The 16119-nt window shown below is 66.2% G+C and carries 17 protein-coding genes and 1 riboswitch; of the genes, 10 read left to right on the top strand and 7 right to left on the bottom strand.

Annotated elements, in window-relative coordinates; all coding sequences use genetic code 11:
- Positions 1-13: 13 nt before the first annotated feature.
- Positions 14-1129 (bottom strand): 2'-deoxycytidine 5'-triphosphate deaminase, encoded by a 1116-nt coding sequence (locus IY145_RS18415; RefSeq protein WP_196409537.1) that lies wholly within the window; start codon positions 1127-1129, stop codon positions 14-16.
- 161 nt (positions 1130-1290) lie between these two features.
- Positions 1291-1370, top strand: a riboswitch (SAM riboswitch).
- A gap of 56 nt (positions 1371-1426) precedes the next feature.
- Here IY145_RS18415 and IY145_RS18410 point away from each other — a divergent pair.
- On the top strand, positions 1427-2620 hold the full coding sequence (locus IY145_RS18410) for an O-succinylhomoserine sulfhydrylase (protein WP_196409536.1): 1194 nt from the start codon (positions 1427-1429) through the stop codon (positions 2618-2620).
- A gap of 4 nt (positions 2621-2624) precedes the next feature.
- On the opposite strand, the gene IY145_RS18405 is transcribed toward IY145_RS18410, so the two are convergent.
- The 4 genes from IY145_RS18405 to IY145_RS18390 form a co-directional block, all read right to left on the bottom strand.
- Positions 2625-2867: a hypothetical protein gene (locus tag IY145_RS18405; protein ID WP_196409535.1), complete on the bottom strand. Its 243-nt coding sequence runs from the start codon at positions 2865-2867 to the stop codon at positions 2625-2627.
- A gap of 100 nt (positions 2868-2967) precedes the next feature.
- Positions 2968-3330, bottom strand: coding sequence for a hypothetical protein (locus IY145_RS18400; protein WP_196409534.1), 363 nt, complete (start codon positions 3328-3330; stop codon positions 2968-2970).
- 161 nt (positions 3331-3491) lie between these two features.
- Positions 3492-5951, bottom strand: coding sequence for a TonB-dependent receptor (locus tag IY145_RS18395; RefSeq protein ID WP_246722094.1), 2460 nt, complete (start codon positions 5949-5951; stop codon positions 3492-3494).
- A 180-nt stretch (positions 5952-6131) separates the two neighbouring features.
- Positions 6132-6500, bottom strand: coding sequence for a hypothetical protein (locus IY145_RS18390; RefSeq protein WP_196409532.1), 369 nt, complete (start codon positions 6498-6500; stop codon positions 6132-6134).
- Between the two features lie 220 nt (positions 6501-6720).
- Here IY145_RS18390 and apaG point away from each other — a divergent pair, with 220 nt between their 5' ends.
- The gene (gene apaG / locus IY145_RS18385) at positions 6721-7113 is read left to right on the top strand and encodes a Co2+/Mg2+ efflux protein ApaG (RefSeq protein WP_196409531.1); all 393 of its coding nucleotides are present in this window, start codon (positions 6721-6723) and stop codon (positions 7111-7113) included.
- Positions 7114-7122: 9 nt separating this feature from the next.
- The gene (gene argE, locus IY145_RS18380) at positions 7123-8298 is read left to right on the top strand and encodes an acetylornithine deacetylase (protein ID WP_196409530.1); all 1176 of its coding nucleotides are present in this window, start codon (positions 7123-7125) and stop codon (positions 8296-8298) included.
- Between the two features lie 25 nt (positions 8299-8323).
- On the opposite strand, the gene IY145_RS18375 is transcribed toward argE, so the two are convergent.
- Positions 8324-8722 carry a hypothetical protein gene (locus IY145_RS18375; protein WP_196409529.1) on the bottom strand — a complete coding sequence of 133 codons (399 nt, stop codon included), beginning with the start codon at positions 8720-8722 and terminating at the stop codon, positions 8324-8326.
- Between the two features lie 258 nt (positions 8723-8980).
- On the opposite strand from IY145_RS18375, the gene yajC reads away from it, so the two are divergent.
- From yajC to IY145_RS18340, 7 genes are all read left to right on the top strand, one after another.
- Positions 8981-9451, top strand: a complete 471-nt coding sequence (gene yajC / locus IY145_RS18370; RefSeq protein ID WP_196409528.1) for a preprotein translocase subunit YajC — start codon at positions 8981-8983, stop codon at positions 9449-9451.
- 85 nt (positions 9452-9536) lie between these two features.
- Entirely contained in the window at positions 9537-11129 is a 1593-nt protein-coding gene (gene secD / locus IY145_RS18365) for a protein translocase subunit SecD (RefSeq protein ID WP_196409527.1), read from the top strand.
- A 13-nt stretch (positions 11130-11142) separates the two neighbouring features.
- On the top strand, positions 11143-12117 hold the full coding sequence (gene secF / locus IY145_RS18360; RefSeq protein WP_196409526.1) for a protein translocase subunit SecF: 975 nt from the start codon (positions 11143-11145) through the stop codon (positions 12115-12117).
- 15 nt (positions 12118-12132) lie between these two features.
- Positions 12133-12513, top strand: a complete 381-nt coding sequence (locus IY145_RS18355) for an Mth938-like domain-containing protein (RefSeq protein WP_196409525.1) — start codon at positions 12133-12135, stop codon at positions 12511-12513.
- A 21-nt stretch (positions 12514-12534) separates the two neighbouring features.
- Positions 12535-13410 carry a squalene/phytoene synthase family protein gene (locus tag IY145_RS18350; RefSeq protein WP_196409524.1) on the top strand — a complete coding sequence of 292 codons (876 nt, stop codon included), beginning with the start codon at positions 12535-12537 and terminating at the stop codon, positions 13408-13410.
- A 97-nt stretch (positions 13411-13507) separates the two neighbouring features.
- Complete coding sequence (locus IY145_RS18345) at positions 13508-14887, top strand: ActS/PrrB/RegB family redox-sensitive histidine kinase (RefSeq protein ID WP_196409523.1); 1380 nt, start codon at positions 13508-13510, stop codon at positions 14885-14887.
- Between the two features lie 37 nt (positions 14888-14924).
- Positions 14925-15524, top strand: a complete 600-nt coding sequence (locus IY145_RS18340) for an ActR/PrrA/RegA family redox response regulator transcription factor (RefSeq protein WP_246722093.1) — start codon at positions 14925-14927, stop codon at positions 15522-15524.
- Between the two features lie 30 nt (positions 15525-15554).
- Here IY145_RS18340 and IY145_RS18335 read toward each other — a convergent pair whose 3' ends face one another.
- A complete protein-coding gene (locus tag IY145_RS18335) occupies positions 15555-16010 on the bottom strand; it encodes an MmcB family DNA repair protein (protein WP_196409522.1) in 456 nt (151 codons plus the stop codon).
- Positions 16011-16119: the final 109 nt, after the last annotated feature.

Here is a 16119-nt window from a genome sequence, read left to right as displayed (position 1 = left end):
GAGAAGGACGCGCTCACGGCACCTTGAAATGTTTGGAGAGCTTCAGCTCCTGCCCCTGATAATTGGAGACCCCGCCCTGACCATAGAGAATCTTCGGCTCCGCGGCCATGGGCTCATACACGAGCCGACCGATGACCTGCCCGTCCTCCAAAATGAAAGGCACGTCATGGCTGCGCACCTCCAGCACCGCGCGGCTGCCTGGCCGCCCGGACTCGCCATAGCCGAAGCCCGGATCGAAGAAGCCGGCGTAATGGACGCGGAACTCGCCCATGGCCGGGTCGATCGCCATCATCTCGGCCGAGAGATGCGAGGGGATGCGGATGCGCTCGCGCGAGGCGAGAATATAGAATTCATTCGGATCGAGGATGAGCTTGCGTCCGCGCCGCGGCGTCAGCCGCTCCCAATAATCCTCGACCGCGTAATGATCGACGCGATCGACGTCGATCACATCCGTATGTTTCTGCGCGCGATAGCCGACGACATCGCCGAGCCCGTCGAGCGCGACGCGCAGGATGAGGCCGTCGCGCAGGGTCAGCTCGCCATCGGCGAGCGGCGCGCGCGCATGCTCGGCCGCGAGCGCCGCGTCGGAGAGCGTCAGCTCCGTCCCCGGATCGCGCCGACGAAGGCGCAGCTGGTCGAGCCGCGAGCCCTGGCGCACGCGCACGCTGAAGCTGCGCGGCGAGACTTCCGCATAGAGGCGCCCGCGATAGCCCGCCGCGACATGATCGAAGATTTCCGTGTCGTCGGTGATGAGGCGGGTGAAGATATCGAGCCGCCCGGTCGAGCTCTTGGGGTTGGCGACGCCGGAAACATCCGGCGGCAAGGCGAGGCTCTCCAGAAGCGGGATCACATAGACGCAGCCGCGCTCGAGCACGGCGCCCTCGCCTTCCAGGCCGATCTCGTCATAGGTGAGCTCGGCGAGCAGCGCCTCGACGCTGCGGCGCTTTCCGGGAAGAAAGCTCGCGCGCACGCGATAGGCCGTGGGGCCGAGCCGCAGATCGAGGCTCGCCGGCTGGTGCTGGCCATCCTCGATCGGCCGTGTCGCGAGAACGACGCCCGCGGCCGCCAATTCGCGGATCTGCTCGCAAGAGAGCACGCCGTAAACGGCGGCGTTCGGCGCGGACGCCATCGAGACTCCTCTATCACATGCGTTCACTCGTCGCGGAACCTTACACGCCCCGCGCCTTCGTGTCCTTTGCGTCTTAGAGGTGAAAAAACCACGAAGACGCCAAGACCACATAGGAAACGCCGCCGAAGTTGACTTGGCCGCGTCCTTCGGGGCATTCTGTTAAACGAACGCGTGGTTCTTTGAGCCGGCCGGCTTGCCGCCACGTTAAAAAAAGGCGCTAAAAGGCCGGGTTTCCTCGTGAAATCCGCTTTTTTTGCCGCCGTGGCGCGTCTCGCGCGCCGCACGGGGAGACGAAGATTGAGCGACGACAAGAAGAAGCTGCGTCCGGCCACCCGGCTCGTGCATGGCGGGACGCTGCGCTCCCAATTCGGCGAATTGTCCGAGGCGATGTTCCTCACGCAGAGCTTCGCCTATCCGACCATGGAGGCCGCCGAGGCCCGCTTCAATGGCGAGGATCCGGGCTTCATCTATTCGCGCTTCTCCAATCCGACCGTCGCAATGTTCGAGCAGCGCATGTGCCTGCTCGAGGGCGCCGAGGCCGCGCGCGCCACGGCGAGCGGCATGGCCGCCGTCACCGCCGCCCTGCTCGCGCAGCTGCGGGCGGGCGATCATATCGTCGCGGCGCGGGCGCTGTTCGGCTCCTGTCTCTATGTGGTCGAGGATCTGCTGCCGCGCTTCGGCGTCGCCTCGACTTTGGTCGACGGCGCGAATCTCGAGGAGTGGAAGGCCGCCGTCCGTAAGGAGACGAAGCTGTTCTTCCTCGAGAGCCCGACCAATCCCGGCCTCGAGGTCTATGATATTCGCGCCATCGCAGATATCACCCATGAGGCCGGGGCGCGGCTGGTCGTCGACAATGTCTTCGCGACGCCTCTGCTGCAAAAGCCCTTCGAGCTCGGCGCGGACGTCGTCGTCTATTCGGCGACGAAGCACATAGACGGCCAGGGCCGCTGCCTCGGCGGCGTCATTCTCGCGTCGCAGGCGCTGATCGAGGAGAATATCCACAATTTCCTGCGCCAGACCGGGCCGGCGCTGTCGCCCTTCAACGCCTGGACCATGCTGAAAGCGCTGGAGACTCTGCCGCTGCGCGTCGCGCAGCAGACGGCGAGCGCGGCGAAAATCGCCGATTTCCTCGCCGAGCAGAAGGAGATTTCCCGCGTTCTCTATCCCTTCCGCGCCGATCACCCGCAGGCGGAGCTGGCGCGGCGGCAGATGACGGGCGGCGGCACGCTGGTGACCTTCGATGTCGCGGGCGGCAAGGCGGCGGCCTTCCGCCTCGCCAACGCGCTGGAAATCGTCAAAATTTCCAACAATCTCGGCGACGCCAAGAGCCTCGTCACCCATCCGGCGACGACGACGCATCAGCGACTGACGCCGGAAGCGCGGGCGCGCATCGGCGTCGGCGACGGGCTGCTGCGTCTCTCGGTCGGGCTCGAGGACGCCGATGATCTCATCGACGATCTGGCGCGCGGCCTCGCCGCCGCGCGCGGCTGAGGCGTCAGGAGCCGAACTGGCCGAATTTGGCGCGGCGCTCGAGGTCGATCAGGCGGCCACTGCGCCGCGCGGCGATCACGGGCGCCGGTTGCGGCTCCGGCGCCGCCTCTCGCTGCGGCAGCGGGATGATGATCGCGCTGCGCGTCTCGAAAACGCCGAAGGCGCGCCGCTCGCCGGCGAGCGTCCGCAGAAAATCGCGAATGAACGCGCCGAGCCCGGCGCGACTGTTCATCGAAAATCGAAACACTTAATCCCCTCCCCGCGCCGCCTATTGCGACGCATCATCTTTTTTCGAAACGATGGCCGACGCCCGCGAGCGATACGGGCGGTCGGCGTCGGTTGGAAAATCAGATGGAGAGAGGCGGCGCCCGCGCCCGCCGCGCATGATCCGGCTGGAAAGCCGCCGCACGGCGGACCGGCGCCGCCCATTCGGCCGAGACCCAGTCCGGCGAAGCGACAGCCGTGATATCGGGACGCGCCGCTAGCGGAGCCGCGCCGCCGCAGCACATAGCGCAGAGATCGCAGAGCCGAGGCCCCGCCTCGGCGTGGCCCGCGGGAGTGACCGACGCAACGGCCGAGACATCGGCGAAAGTCGCGCAAATCTGCCCCGGAGCGAGCGAGGACTGGACGAGCCCTGCCGTCGCCGGCGCAATGGCCTGAATGGCCAACGCCAACGAAAACAAGATAATGCTCGCCAAATTTCGGCGCATGAACGCTCCTGCCTGCGACGGGGCGAAAGTCTGTAGCAATTCACCCCGCGGGGCAAGAGACCGAGCGGCGGGGAATGTGATGCGCCGCAGCATCCGCTCCCCGCCGTCGTTTCGATCACGGCTCGACCCGTTTCCGATATCCGTTCGAGCGGATAAGCGCTCTATTTCGCGCCGAGCTTGACGTCGGAGAACATCCCGCTCGCCGGGCCGCCGAAGTCATATTTCAGACCGAGGAAATAGGTGCGCTGTGGATAGGGGTTCGGATTGACGTAATATTTCCAGCGGCCGATGTTGTCGACGCCGGCGTTGAGCGTCCATTCCTTGGTGAGCTTGTAGGTCGCCTTGGCGTCGAAGACGAGATATTCGCTGTCCACGCTGCCGTAATTATCGTGATTGAAGTCGTTGTTGTTGAGGCTGACGAAGGCGCCCGTCGCATAGCGCACGCCCGCCGCGACGGAAAACTCCTCGGTCGGCGCATAGGAGGCGACGGCGCGGATGCGGATGCGCGGAATGCGCGGATATTGCATCCCCTGCACCCAGGGCTGCTGATAGTCGGAGACGACCTTGGCGTCGGTGAAAGTCACGCTGCCGTTGAAGTCGAGCCCCTGCCAGACGACATCCTTCAGCACGACGGCGGCTTCGACGCCGCGGAAGATCGCCTTGCCGACATTGGAGTTCTGCGAGACGCCTATGCCGGTGGTGAAGTCGGTCTGCGAGACGATCGCGCTCCAGCGATGGTCCATGAACATCGAGATGCGTGGCCGCGCTTGGCCGATGAGGCCGTCGAACACATCATTCGTCACATATTCGCCGGTCAGATCATAGGAGGTTCCGCTCTCCGGCTGCAGAGTCGGATTGCTGATCGAGATCGAGCTGGGTCCGGAAATGTTCTGGAACAGCTCGAGCACGGTGGGGAAGCGATAGTAGCGTCCGATCGAGCCGCGCAGCGTGAAATCGGGGAAGACCTGATATTCGATCGCCGCCTTGGGCGAGAAGGCCGATTTCGCGACGGCGGGCAGCGTCGGCGGCGTGACGAGCATGGGCGGATAGCCGGCGAAGCCCGGCGCATAGCTCTGGCCGAGCGTGTTGTTGACGCCGCCGAAGGCGCTCCAGAACTCCTCGCGTCCGCCGAAAGTGAGCTTCCATTTGGGCGCGAACCACCAGACGTCTTGGAAATAGAGCGCCTTGGTCTCCGTCTTGCCGAGGTTTATCGCCTGGATGGAGTTGTAATAATTGTCGGTGAAGACATTGGTGTTCGTCTGCGTCTGCGCCAGCGAATAAATATCCCAATGCGCGCCGATCGAGACCTCGTGCTTGCCGAAATCGGTCCATTCGGGGCGCCAGATCCCGCGCGCGTCGAATGTGCGCCAGAAGGTGCCGGTCTGATTGGTGTTGGAGCCCCTCGGATTGATCGAATAGGAGGTTCCCGCGGCGTTGGGCAGCAAGCCGTAGGCGCGCGCCGTATTATTGTAGTCGCGCAAGAAATTATAGGACGTGCCCGAGAAATCGAAGTCGAAGACGCCCTTGGTGTCGGACTTCAGCGACAGCGCCTGCATCAGATGCGCGGCGTTGCCATGGCTCGGATTGACGGTGAAGGGGAAGACGGCGTTGCCGACCTGCACATTGCCGTTCTGCGTATTGTAGATCGGCACGCCATTGGCGTCGCGAATGTAGGTCGTCGGATAAGTGTTGTCGATCAGCGACCAGAAGCCGAGCTGATAGGTGGCGTGAATCTTGGGCGCGAGCTCGTAGTCGAGCTTGATCTTGCCCATATGCTGCTCGGAATGGTCGGCCTGATTGGCGCCGCCGACGAAGCGCGGATTGCCCGCCTGGTCGATGTCGGCGTAGCCGCCCGATATGCGCGCGCCCGAGCCGGTGCGGACGTTGCCGCCCGGGAAGGTCTGCGACTGCCCCTGCGCATCGAGCCGATCATAGCTGGCCCAGAAGGAGAAGTCGTTGATCTTGTCGCCGACGAGAATATTCATGTCGCCGGCGAGATTCAGCTCCTTCGATCCATAGAGCGAATAGGGCTGCAGGCCGGCGTTGCCGGAAAAATGCACCTCGAACTGCTCCGGCATGCGCGTCGTGATCGTCATCACGCCGCCCATGGAGTTGCCGGGATAGAGGGCGGAGAACGGGCCATAGATCAGATCGATGCGGTCGATCTCGCCGGGAGACACCATGCCCCAGCGCGGCGCCGTGTTGAAGCTGTTGCCGAGCAGGTTCGAGATCAGCACATTGTCGGCGTAGACGAGATTCTGCGCGCCGGCGATCGGCGAGTTCACGCGCGTCTGCAAAATGCCGTTGCGGTCGCCGATGAAGCGCTCGCGCACCAGCACGCTCGGCAGATATTTCATCGTCTCGGCGGTCGTCATCACATTGATCGAGCGCTCGATGTCGGCGCGCGTGACGCTCTCCACGACGGCGGGGATATTATCGGGAATCGCGCGGCGCACGGGCGCCTCGGCTCCGCGCGCGGAGCCCTGCCCCTGTCCGGCCTTCTGATCGCCGGCGATGTCGATCGACGGAAGGGCCTCTTGCGCGCGCGCCGAGCCGGCGGCGAGCGAAAAGGCCAGCGCGCAAGCGGAGACCCCGCGCAGCAAATGGAAATGATCGTTCATTCTCGACCTCCTGCGCCTTCGGGCGGGCGCTTTCGACATGTCGCGGCCGACGGCCCTCGAGGACCGGCGCGACTCTCTTCGACGGTGTTGGATGTTCGACAGGCCAGCGTTCCGCCGACGCCTCCGGCGCGGGGACGGGCCGTCTCTGTTCGCGCCGTCGGCTCCGGCCGCGGCGTCGCCTCAGTCGCGGGCGGGGGGCGCGCGGGCCCACTGCGCTCCGGTGAGCTCGAATCCGAATCCGAACGTCGCGCCGGGCGTCCAATCCGCCGCGACGACGCTGCGTCGATTCGGGGAGTGGCCGGCCGTAGAATAGGGAAGGAAGGGTGAAAATCCGCCGAGGCAGCCCTGGCACGCGAGGCAGGCGCCGGCGTCCTTATGGCTCCCGGCCGGCGCGCGCCGGTCGCTCGATCCGCCGATCGCCGCGCAATAGGCAGAATCGCCGCGGCCATGCGCCACAGCGGGCGGAGCGCCGAACGCATAGACGGCCGTCAGCGCCTGAAGCGCCAAGGCGACAGCCGCCACTATGCCCCGGAGAGAAAATCGACGCATCGCCACCCGTCGCCGCTCGGGAAGTTTTTCTCAGACCGAGGCTACGCGCCGGCCGCAATGCGGGCAATCGAACTCATGCGGGACGGAAAAGCTTTTCCTTGATCCGTGTCAATTATGTCACAGATTTTGCTATGCGGATGTCGGTCGGCGCCCGCTTTTACAGCAGGCGCCGACGCAATCCACATTCACCTTCGACGCGCCGCGTCCTAGAGTAGGCCCCATGTATATATCCGTCACACGCGACATTCAGGTCACTGCGCTGCCCGACTTCCTGCCGGAGCAGTCGGATCCCGCCAACGATCGATTCGTCTGGTCCTATACGATCGAGATCGCCAATCTCGGCAAAGAGCGTGTCCAATTGCTGTCACGCCATTGGATCATCATCGACGCCTATGGGCGTCGGGAGGAAGTGAAAGGCCCCGGAGTCGTCGGCGAGCAGCCGATCCTCCAGCCCGGCGAGACGTTCCGCTACGCCTCGGGCTGTCCGCTCTCGACGCCCTCGGGACTGATGAAGGGAAGCTATACGATGATCACTCCGGACGGCGAGACCTTCGACATAGAAGTGCCGGCCTTCTCGCTGGACAGCCCGCTCTCCAAGCCGACCCTCAACTAGGCCGGACGAATGTCGCAGCGGGACATATCGACGATCGAGCGCGCGATCGAGCTGACCGGTCGGCTCGTCGCTTTCGACACCGAGAGCTCCAAGTCCAATCTGGCGCTCATCGACTTCGTCGAGTCCTATCTGCGCGAGCAGGACGTGCCTTTCATCCGCGCCCCCAATGAGAAGGGCGACAAAGCGGCGCTGTTCGCGACGATCGGCCCGCCGATCGAGGGAGGCGTCGTGCTCTCGGGCCATACCGATGTGGTGCCGGTCACGGGGCAGAATTGGACCGCCGACCCCTTTACCCTGCGACGCGAGGGCGACCGGCTGCTCGGCCGCGGCGCCGTCGATATGAAGGGCTTCGGGGCCGTCTGCCTCGCCATGATCCCAGAGTTCAAGGCGGCGGGGCTCACGCGGCCGATCCACATCTTCTTCAGCTATGACGAGGAGACGACCTGCCTCGGGCCGCTCGATCTGCTGGGGCGCCTCGGCCATGAGCTGCCGCGGCCGGCGGCCGCCGTCATCGGCGAGCCGACCTCGATGCAAGTGGCCGACGCGCATAAGAGCGTGACGACTTTCGTCACCAGGGTCCGCGGCTATGAGATTCATTCCGCCAATCTGCATCGCGGCGTCAGCGCAGTGCATGTGGCGCTGCTGCTCGGCGCGGAGCTGCTGCGACTCGGCGAGGAGCTGGTCGCGGCCGGCGATCCCACCGGGCGCTTCGACCCGCCCTACTCCACTCTGCATATCGGCGCGATAGAAGGCGGCACGGCGCGCAATATCGTCGCCAAGGACTGCGCCTTCCATTGGGAGGTGCGCGGCGTGCCGGGAACCGACGCGCCCCGAATCGTCGAGGAGCGGCTCGCCGCCTATTCGGCGGAGCTGACGCAGCGATTCTTCGGCCCCTTCCCTGGAACGGGCATCGAGACTCGAATGGAGGTGGAGGTTCCGGGCCTCGCGCCGCAGCCCGGCTCGCCGGCGGAAACTCTGGCGCTACGGCTCGCCCGCGCCAATCGCACCATAGCCGTGCCCTACGCCTCCGAGGCCGGGCACTTCCAGCAGACCGGCATTCCGAGCGTGATCTGCGGCCCGGGCCGCATAGACGAGGCGCATCAGCCGGACGAATATATAGAAGTGGGCGAGCTCGCGGCCTGCGTCGACTTCATGCGCGGCCTCGCCCGCGAGCTCGGCGCCTGAAAGCGCCGAGCGGGGCGCGAGCCCTTCAGTAGCAGGCCCAGACCCAATAGCCGGCCCAACGCCAGCATGGTCCGACGCCATAATTATACCAGCGCCCATGCCAATAGCGGCCGCGTCCGTAACCGTGGCCGCCGCCATAGCCGCCGCCGTGCCAACCGCCGTGGCCGCCACCGTGCCAACCGCCATGGCCGCCACCGTGCCAGCCGCCCCCGCCGTGGCCGCCGCCATGCCAGCCGCCGCCATGGCCGCCCCCGTGCCAACCGCCGCCGCCACCGCCGTGCCAACCACCGCCGCCGCCGTGACCGCCGCCGTGCCAACCACCACCGCCGTCGCCGTGGCCGCCGCCGTGATGCTGAGCAAAAGCCTCGGACGGCAGCGCGAGAGCAGCGCCCAAAGCGACGACGAGCGATAATTTGTGCAACATCGGAAAATCTCCTCACCTTCGCTGTGAAGCGTGCAGAGCCTCTCCGCCCCGATGCTTCCAAGAAGCGACATAATCCCCCGCCGAGGCCGCCGACTGTGAGTTGTCGCACAGACCTCGCCGAATTCCTATCGCCGAAGGCGCTGCGGCGCGGCGCCGGCCGCCATTGATTTCGGGATAGGGCCGGCTATAGTCCGCGCCCGTTGCAAGGCGGCTTCCTGCCGGCACGAAGGCGCGCGCGCCGCTTCCAAGAGATCGAACATGAAATTGGTCCAGACCGCCCAAGCCCAGACCGACGCCCCCACGGCGACGCCTCCCGCGGCGCCCGCCCCCGCCGTTCCTCCGGTTCCCGCGGCCCCCTCGGCGCCGCCGGTCCCGCCGAGCGCGACGGTGCAGGCGACGCCGGATGCGGGCGCTCCCCCGGCGGCTCAGGCTCCCGATATGATCACGCAGCTCATCCCGCTGCTGTTCGTCACCTTGATCGTCTATTTCATCGTGCTGCGGCCGCAGGCGCGCCGCACGAAGGAGCAGAAGGACGCGCTCAAGAATGTGCGGCGCGGCGACACTGTCGTCACCAGCGGAGGGCTGATCGGCAAAGTGACCAAGACGGTCGACGACTCCGAGGTCGAGGTCGAGCTCGCCCAGAACATCCGCGTGCGCGTGCTGCGCCAGGCCATTACCGAGGTGCGCGCCAAGGGCGAGCCGGTGAAGGACCAGGCGGCCACGCGCTAGCTCGTAACGCGCCGTCGCCGCCCATTCCCGGCCGCCGATCCCCGGCGCCGGGCCCCTCTGGCCCGCCTCACAGGACCGACGATCCATGCTGCGCTTCGCCACCTGGAAGATCATCGCGATTCTGGCGCTGACGCTCGCCGCCATTCTCGTCGTCGTCCCGAGCATGCTCGCGCCGGCGAGCCAGAAATCGCTGGCCGCCGCCCTGCCCTCCTGGGCGCAGCCGCGCACCATCGTGCTCGGCCTCGACCTTCAGGGCGGCTCCTATGTGATGCTGGAGGTGGACAAGGCCTCGGTGCTGCACACGCAGGTCACCAATCTGCGCGACGACGTCCGCCGCATCCTGCGCGAGGAGAAGGTGGCCATCACCGGCGGCATAGGCGCGCAGGCGCGCGGCGTGCAGCTGCGCATCCCGGACGCCGGCGACCGCGCCAAAGTGCTGCCGAAATTCCGCAATCTCGCGCATAGCTTCGCCGGCGCCCGCGTCGGCGGCGCGGCGCCGCTGGAGGTGCGCGATTCGGGCGACGGCTTGGTCCAGATCGTCGTCACCGACGCCGGCGTAACCGACAAGGTCCGCCACGCCGTCGACCAGTCGATCGAGGTCATCCGCCGCCGCGTCGACGCGCTCGGCACGCGCGAGCCCAGCATTCAGCGCGAGGGCGACGACCGAATCATCGTCCAAGTGCCCGGCCTGCAGGATCCCGAGCAGCTCAAGACCATTCTCGGCCAAACCGCCAAGCTGGAGTTCCGCCTCGTCGCCGAGCCGGGCCAGAGCCCGTCCGAGCTCGAGGAGCTCGACCAGGTCGACCAGCCGGGCAAGATCGCCATCGAGAAGCAGATCATGGTGCAGGGCGAGGATCTGACCGACGCCCAGCCCGGCTTCGACTCGCAGCGCGGCGGCGAGCCGGTGGTCAACTTCCGCTTCAACATTCGCGGCGCGCAGAAATTCGGCGAGGTCACCTCCAAGAATGTCGGCCGGCTCTTCGCCATCGTGCTCGACAACAAAGTGATTTCGGCGCCGCGCATCCTGCAGCCGATCACCGGCGGCTCCGGCCAAATCTCCGGCCATTTCACTGTCGAGCAGGCCAACAACCTCTCGATCCTGCTGCGCGCCGGCGCCCTGCCCGCCAAGCTCGACATCATCGAGGAGCGCACCGTCGGCCCCGGCCTCGGCCAGGATTCGATCGACGCCGGCAAGCGCGCAGCTTACGTCGGCGCGGGCCTCGTCGTCGTCTATATGCTCATCACCTATGGCGTGTTCGGAATCTTCGCCAATCTGGCGCTGTTCGTCCATATCGCCTTCATCTTCGCCGGCCTCGTGCTGCTCGGCTCGACGCTGACGCTGCCCGGCATCGCCGGAATCGTGCTGACGATCGGCATGGCGGTCGACTCCAACGTGCTCATCTACGAGCGCATCCGTGAGGAGCAGCACGGCGGACGCTCGATCATCGCCTCGCTGGACGCGGGCTTCAACCGCGCCTTTGCGACGATCGTCGACTCCAATGTCACTATGTTCGTCGCCGCAGCGATCCTCTATTTCCTCGGATCGGGCCCTGTGCGCGGCTTCGCCGTGTCGCTCGCGCTCGGCATTCTGACGACCATCGTCACCGCCGTCACCATGACGCGCATGATGATCGCGATCTGGTATCATTACGCGCGCCCGACGCGCCTGCCGATCTGAGGGTGAAACAGATATGAAGCTGCTGCGTCTCGCCCCGGAGAACACCAAATTCCCGTTCATGCGGTTCCGCCGCGTGAGCTATCCTTTCTCGGCGGTTCTTTCGATCTGCTCTGTGGTGCTGTTCGTCTTCATCGGCATGAATTTCGGCATCGACTTCGCTGGCGGCACGGTCATCGAGCTGCGCGCCAAATCCGGCCACGCCGAGATCGCGACGCTGCGCACGGGCCTCGAGAAGCTCGATCTCGGCGACATAGAGGTGCAGTCCTTCGGCAATGACTCCGATGCGACTTTGCGCTTCGGCCCGCAGACGGGCGGCGACGCCGCCCAGCAGGCCGCGGTGGAGAAAGTCCGCAATTCCGTCGGCGGCGACTACGAGCTGCGCCGCGTCGAGGTGGTGGGTCCACGCGTCTCCGGCGAGCTGGTGCAGTCGGGCACGCTCGGCGTCGTTCTGTCGATCGTCGCCGTGCTGACCTATCTGTGGTTCCGCTTCGAATGGCAATTCGCCATAGGCGCGGTCATCGCGACGATGCACGATCTTCTGCTCACCGTCGGCTTCTTCTCGCTCACCCAGCTCGAGTTCAACACGACCTCCATCGCGGCCATTTTGACCATCGTCGGCTATTCGCTGAACGAGACCGTGGTGGTGCTCGACCGAATTCGCGAGATGATGCGCAAATATAAGAAAATGCCGACCGATCAGATGATCGATCTCTCGATCAACGCCGTGCTGCCGCGCACGATCATGACCGCGACGACGGTGTTTCTTGCGCTCTTGTCGCTGGCGATCTTCGGCGGCCATGTGATCCGCTCCTTCTCGCTCGCGATGATCTGGGGCATTTTCGTCGCCACCTATTCCTCGGTCTTCATCTGCTCGCCCATGCTGATCTATCTCGGCCTGCGCAACGAGGACACCGACAAGGCGCCGGAAGCCGCGCCGAGCAAGGCCGCCGCGAAAGCGACGACCCGCGCCAAGCCCAAAGCCGCCTGAGGCCGGCCGCCCGATATGGCCGAGCTGGGTCGAGGCTTCGTTCCGGGCCGCCACAGGATCGAGAGCTATGGCGGCGGCGGCTTTCGCTTCGCGGAGATGTCGCATCGCGGCTCGCTGCTCGCTCTGCCCTCCGGAATTCACGCTCTGGAGGCGGTCGCGGCGGCGCAGATCGATGAAGCGGTCCTCGCGCCGCTCTTCGCCGAGCCGGCCGACGCCGTCGAATTGCTGATCTTCGGCGCCGGCGAAAATCTGCGGCCGCCGTCGGCGGCGTTGCGCGCCCGGTTGAGGCAAGCGGGAATCATGGTCGAGGCCATGGCCACTGGGCCGGCGGTGCGAACCTATAATATGCTGCTCGACGAAGATCGGCGCGTCGCCGCCGTGCTGATCGTGGTGTGAGCCGACGAGGTTTTTCCACCCATGGACGACGCCGCCGCCAAGCGCGAGACGGAGCTCGCGGATCACTATCGCCATTGCGAGGCGGCGCTGCGCGAGCAGGAGCTGGACCTCTGGCTCGCAGGCCTCTTCGCGCCGGCGAGCGCGCGTCCGCATCTCCATGCGATCGGCGCTTTCGCCGCCGAGCTGGCCAGCGTGCGCGCGCGCGTCTCACAGCCGATTCTCGGCGAGATGCGCCTGCGCTGGTGGTACGATTCGCTGGAAGCCGCCGCCGACAGCGAGGGCGCGCGCGCCCATCCGGTCGCCGACGCGCTATTCGACACGCTCGACCGCCATGCGATCCCGCGTGAGGAAATCGTCGAGCTGCTGGAGGCCCATAGCTTCGACCTCTATGACGAGCCGATGGAGAGCCTAGCGGCGCTCGAGACCTATTGCGACCGCGTCTTCGGCGCGCCCATGCGCTGGCGCGCCATCGCCATCGACGCGCAGGACGCGAGCCGGCAAGAAGAAGCGCTGCGTTGCGCCGGCCGCGCCTTGGGGCTCACGTCGATTCTTCGCGCCCTGCCCCGCCATCTGGCGCAGGGGCAGCGATTCCTCCCCGTCGATCTCCTCGCGCGCCATAGCGCCGAGGCCGATTTCGCCGAAGCGAAAGCGACGCCCGCGGTCGCGGGGGCTCTGGCGGAGCTGCGCGGCGAAGCGCGCGACAATCTCGAAAAGGCGCGGAGCGCGGTGCACGGCGACGGGCCCGCGCGCGCCGCTTTGCTGCCCGCGGCCTTGATCCCGCTCTATCTCGGCGAAATGGAGCGCAAGGGCTTCGAGCCCTTCCACACCATCGCCGAGCCCGCGCAATGGCGGCGGCAATGGCGGCTGTGGCGCGCGTCGCGGGGGCGCGGCATATAGTCCTACGGAAAATCGCTGCGAACGGCGGCCGAAACGCGCTATCAATCGAAATGCCGCGCGTCTCGCGCTGCTGCAATTTTCGAGACCACGTCGCCTCATGACCAATCCCGCCGACGCCGATTTCGGCCATCAGGCCCGCCAGCTCCGCGTCGACACGCTCATCATCCTGCGCTGGCTGGCGATCGCCGGCCAGACCATAGCGACGCTCGCCACCTTCTTCTATTTCCAGTTCGATTTCCCGATCGGGCTGAGCTTCATCGCGATCGCGACCTCGGCCTGCCTCAACGCGGCGCTGCGGCTCGCCACGACGCGCACCTTTCGCCTCGATGACGGCGAGGCGGCGCTGCTCTTGTCCTATGACATATTGCAGCTCTCGGCCCTGCTCTATCTCACCGGCGGCGTGGCCAATCCCTTCGCCATGCTGTTTCTGGCGCCGGTGATGATCTCGGCCGTGTCGCTGCCGCGCAAGCTGACCATTCTGCTCGGCGTGCTGATGATCGCTGCAGCGACGATACTGACCGTCGAATATCAGCCACTGCCCTGGTACGAGGGCGTCGAGCTGCATTTCCCGCTGCTCTATCGCACGGGCGTGTGGACGGCGCTGTTGCTGAGCGCGGCCTTCGTCGGCCTCTACGCCGCCCGCGTCTCCGACGAGGCGCGGCAATTGTCCACAGCGCTGGCGGCCACGGAGCTGGTGCTGGAGCGCGAGCAGCATCTCTCACAGCTGGACGGACTCGCCGCGGCCGCCGCGCATGAGCTCGGCACGCCGCTCGCAACCATCGCCGTGGTGACGAAGGAGCTGCAGAAATCCGCGCCCGCGACGGCGCCGGCGCTCGCCGACGATCTCGCGCTGCTCGCGCAGGAGGCGCGGCGTTGTCGCGAAATTTTACGCAAGCTCGTCTCGCTCGGCCAGGCGGACACGGGCGGCCTGCTCGACATGCAGACGCTCGAGACGCTGCTCGAGGAGGTCGTCGAACCGCATCGCGCCTTTGGCGTCGACATCGAATTGACGCGGCGCGGCCCGCCGGACGAGCCGAGCTTCTCGCGCAATCCGGGAATCGTCTATGGTCTCGGCAATCTCGTCGAGAACGCCGTCGATTTCGCCCATTCGCGCGTGCGTATAGAGGCGCTGTGGTCGAAGGATCTCGTCGTCATCGTCATAGAGGATGACGGGCCGGGATTCTCGCAGGCGATTTTGAACCGCCTCGGCGACCCCTATGTCAGCGGACGCCCGACCGATCGGCGCACGAAGAACGAGCCCGGCTCGGGCCTCGGCCTCGGCCTCTTCATCGCCAAGACGCTGCTCGAGCGCTCCGGTGCCACGGTGACGACAGCCAATGTCCAAGCCCCGCAGACGGGCGCCAAGGTGACGATAACCTGGCCGCGCAGCGCCTTCGAGCGGTCCGCGGCCAATAGCGAGGCTGCCGGGCGTGAGCGTGGCTTAGACCAACAAACGCCTTCGTCCGACGCGGCGTGATGTTATATTGAGCGACCCCAAACCAGGACGACGACGCATGATCGACGACGCTGGCGCAGCCGAACACACCGATTTCGACGCGGCCGTGGAGGCCGCGCTCGGGGAGCTCCCGCAGGAGCGCTCGCTGCTGATCGTGGAGGACGACAAGCCCTTCCTCGGCCGGCTCACGCGCGCGATGGAGGCGCGCGGCTTTCTCGTCACCGCGGTGGAGAGCGTCGCGGAAGGGCTCGCGGCCGTCGACGCCGCCCCGCCCGCCTTCGCCATCATCGACATGCGGCTCGGCGACGGCAATGGCATAGACGTCATCTCCTCGCTCAAGGTCAAGCGTCCGGACGCGCGCGGCATCATCCTCACCGGCTATGGCAATATCGCCACGGCGGTGACGGCGGTGAAGCTCGGCGCCTTCGACTATCTGGCCAAGCCCGCCGACGCCGACGAAATCTATCATGCGCTGATGGCGACGAAGATCGACAAGCCGGATGCGGTCGACAATCCGATGTCGGCGGATCGCGTGCGCTGGGAGCATATTCAGCGTGTCTATGAGAGCTGCGACCGCAATGTGTCGGAGACCGCGCGGCGCCTCAACATGCATCGCCGCACTTTGCAGCGCATATTGGCCAAGCGCGCGCCGAGATGAGCGCGCCGAGATGACGCGCGGCGGCGCGGTTCAGAACTCGTCGCGATGCAGAGCGTAATGAAGCCGCTCCGCCGCCGCATTGGCGAAGCGCAGCAGCATGGCCTTGCGGCTCGCCGGCGCGAGCTTGTGGACCGGGGCCTCGCGCGCCAGCATGGCGCCATGCGCGTCGGCGACGATGAGACCGGAGTCCGAGGGAAAGGCCTCCTCGGAAAGATCGCAGGGAATGGCGAAATAAAAGCGGTCGCAATGGAGCCGATAGTCCATCCATTTGCGATCGGCGCGGAAATCGGCGAGCGAGCTCTTCACCTCGACGATGCGCAGCGCGCCATCCGCGCCGAGCGCCACGAGATCGGCGCGCCGGCCGCCGGGCAGCGGCAGCTCCGCGAGCACGGAAAAACCGGCGGCGCGAAGATAACGGCGCGCGCCGCGCGTCACGAGACGGGCGTTTTGTTCACGCAGACTTTCGATTGGACGCGCCAGATCCATCGGGAGCATCTCGAAACGGCGGGAGTGCGGCCAGAACATATTTTGCCCATGAGGCGGCGCGCCGCGCAAGCGGCGAAACCAATCGCCGGGCGATGAGGGAGAGCCTAAG

This window comes from Methylosinus sp. H3A (genome assembly GCF_015709455.1).
Classification (GTDB): Bacteria; Pseudomonadota; Alphaproteobacteria; order Rhizobiales; family Beijerinckiaceae; genus Methylosinus.
Note: the sequence above shows the minus strand (reverse complement) of the source record. Positions and strands in the feature narration are given on the sequence as shown.

Excerpts from the sequence above, each read along its gene's own strand:
- IY145_RS18340 (WP_246722093.1), top strand. The coding sequence starts at position 14,925 with ATGATCGACGACGCTGGCGCAGCCGAACACACCGATTTCGACGCGGCC.
- IY145_RS18415 (WP_196409537.1), bottom strand. The coding sequence starts at position 1,129 with ATGGCGTCCGCGCCGAACGCCGCCGTTTACGGCGTGCTCTCTTGCGAG.
- IY145_RS18390 (WP_196409532.1), bottom strand. The coding sequence starts at position 6,500 with ATGCGTCGATTTTCTCTCCGGGGCATAGTGGCGGCTGTCGCCTTGGCG.
- IY145_RS18395 (WP_246722094.1), bottom strand. The coding sequence starts at position 5,951 with ATGAACGATCATTTCCATTTGCTGCGCGGGGTCTCCGCTTGCGCGCTG.
- IY145_RS18335 (WP_196409522.1), bottom strand. The coding sequence starts at position 16,010 with ATGGATCTGGCGCGTCCAATCGAAAGTCTGCGTGAACAAAACGCCCGT.
- yajC (WP_196409528.1), top strand. The coding sequence starts at position 8,981 with ATGAAATTGGTCCAGACCGCCCAAGCCCAGACCGACGCCCCCACGGCG.
- IY145_RS18375 (WP_196409529.1), bottom strand. The coding sequence starts at position 8,722 with ATGTTGCACAAATTATCGCTCGTCGTCGCTTTGGGCGCTGCTCTCGCG.
- apaG (WP_196409531.1), top strand. The coding sequence starts at position 6,721 with ATGTATATATCCGTCACACGCGACATTCAGGTCACTGCGCTGCCCGAC.
- secD (WP_196409527.1), top strand. The coding sequence starts at position 9,537 with ATGCTGCGCTTCGCCACCTGGAAGATCATCGCGATTCTGGCGCTGACG.
- argE (WP_196409530.1), top strand. The coding sequence starts at position 7,123 with ATGTCGCAGCGGGACATATCGACGATCGAGCGCGCGATCGAGCTGACC.
- secF (WP_196409526.1), top strand. The coding sequence starts at position 11,143 with ATGAAGCTGCTGCGTCTCGCCCCGGAGAACACCAAATTCCCGTTCATG.
- IY145_RS18350 (WP_196409524.1), top strand. The coding sequence starts at position 12,535 with ATGGACGACGCCGCCGCCAAGCGCGAGACGGAGCTCGCGGATCACTAT.
- IY145_RS18355 (WP_196409525.1), top strand. The coding sequence starts at position 12,133 with ATGGCCGAGCTGGGTCGAGGCTTCGTTCCGGGCCGCCACAGGATCGAG.
- IY145_RS18400 (WP_196409534.1), bottom strand. The coding sequence starts at position 3,330 with ATGCGCCGAAATTTGGCGAGCATTATCTTGTTTTCGTTGGCGTTGGCC.
- IY145_RS18345 (WP_196409523.1), top strand. The coding sequence starts at position 13,508 with ATGACCAATCCCGCCGACGCCGATTTCGGCCATCAGGCCCGCCAGCTC.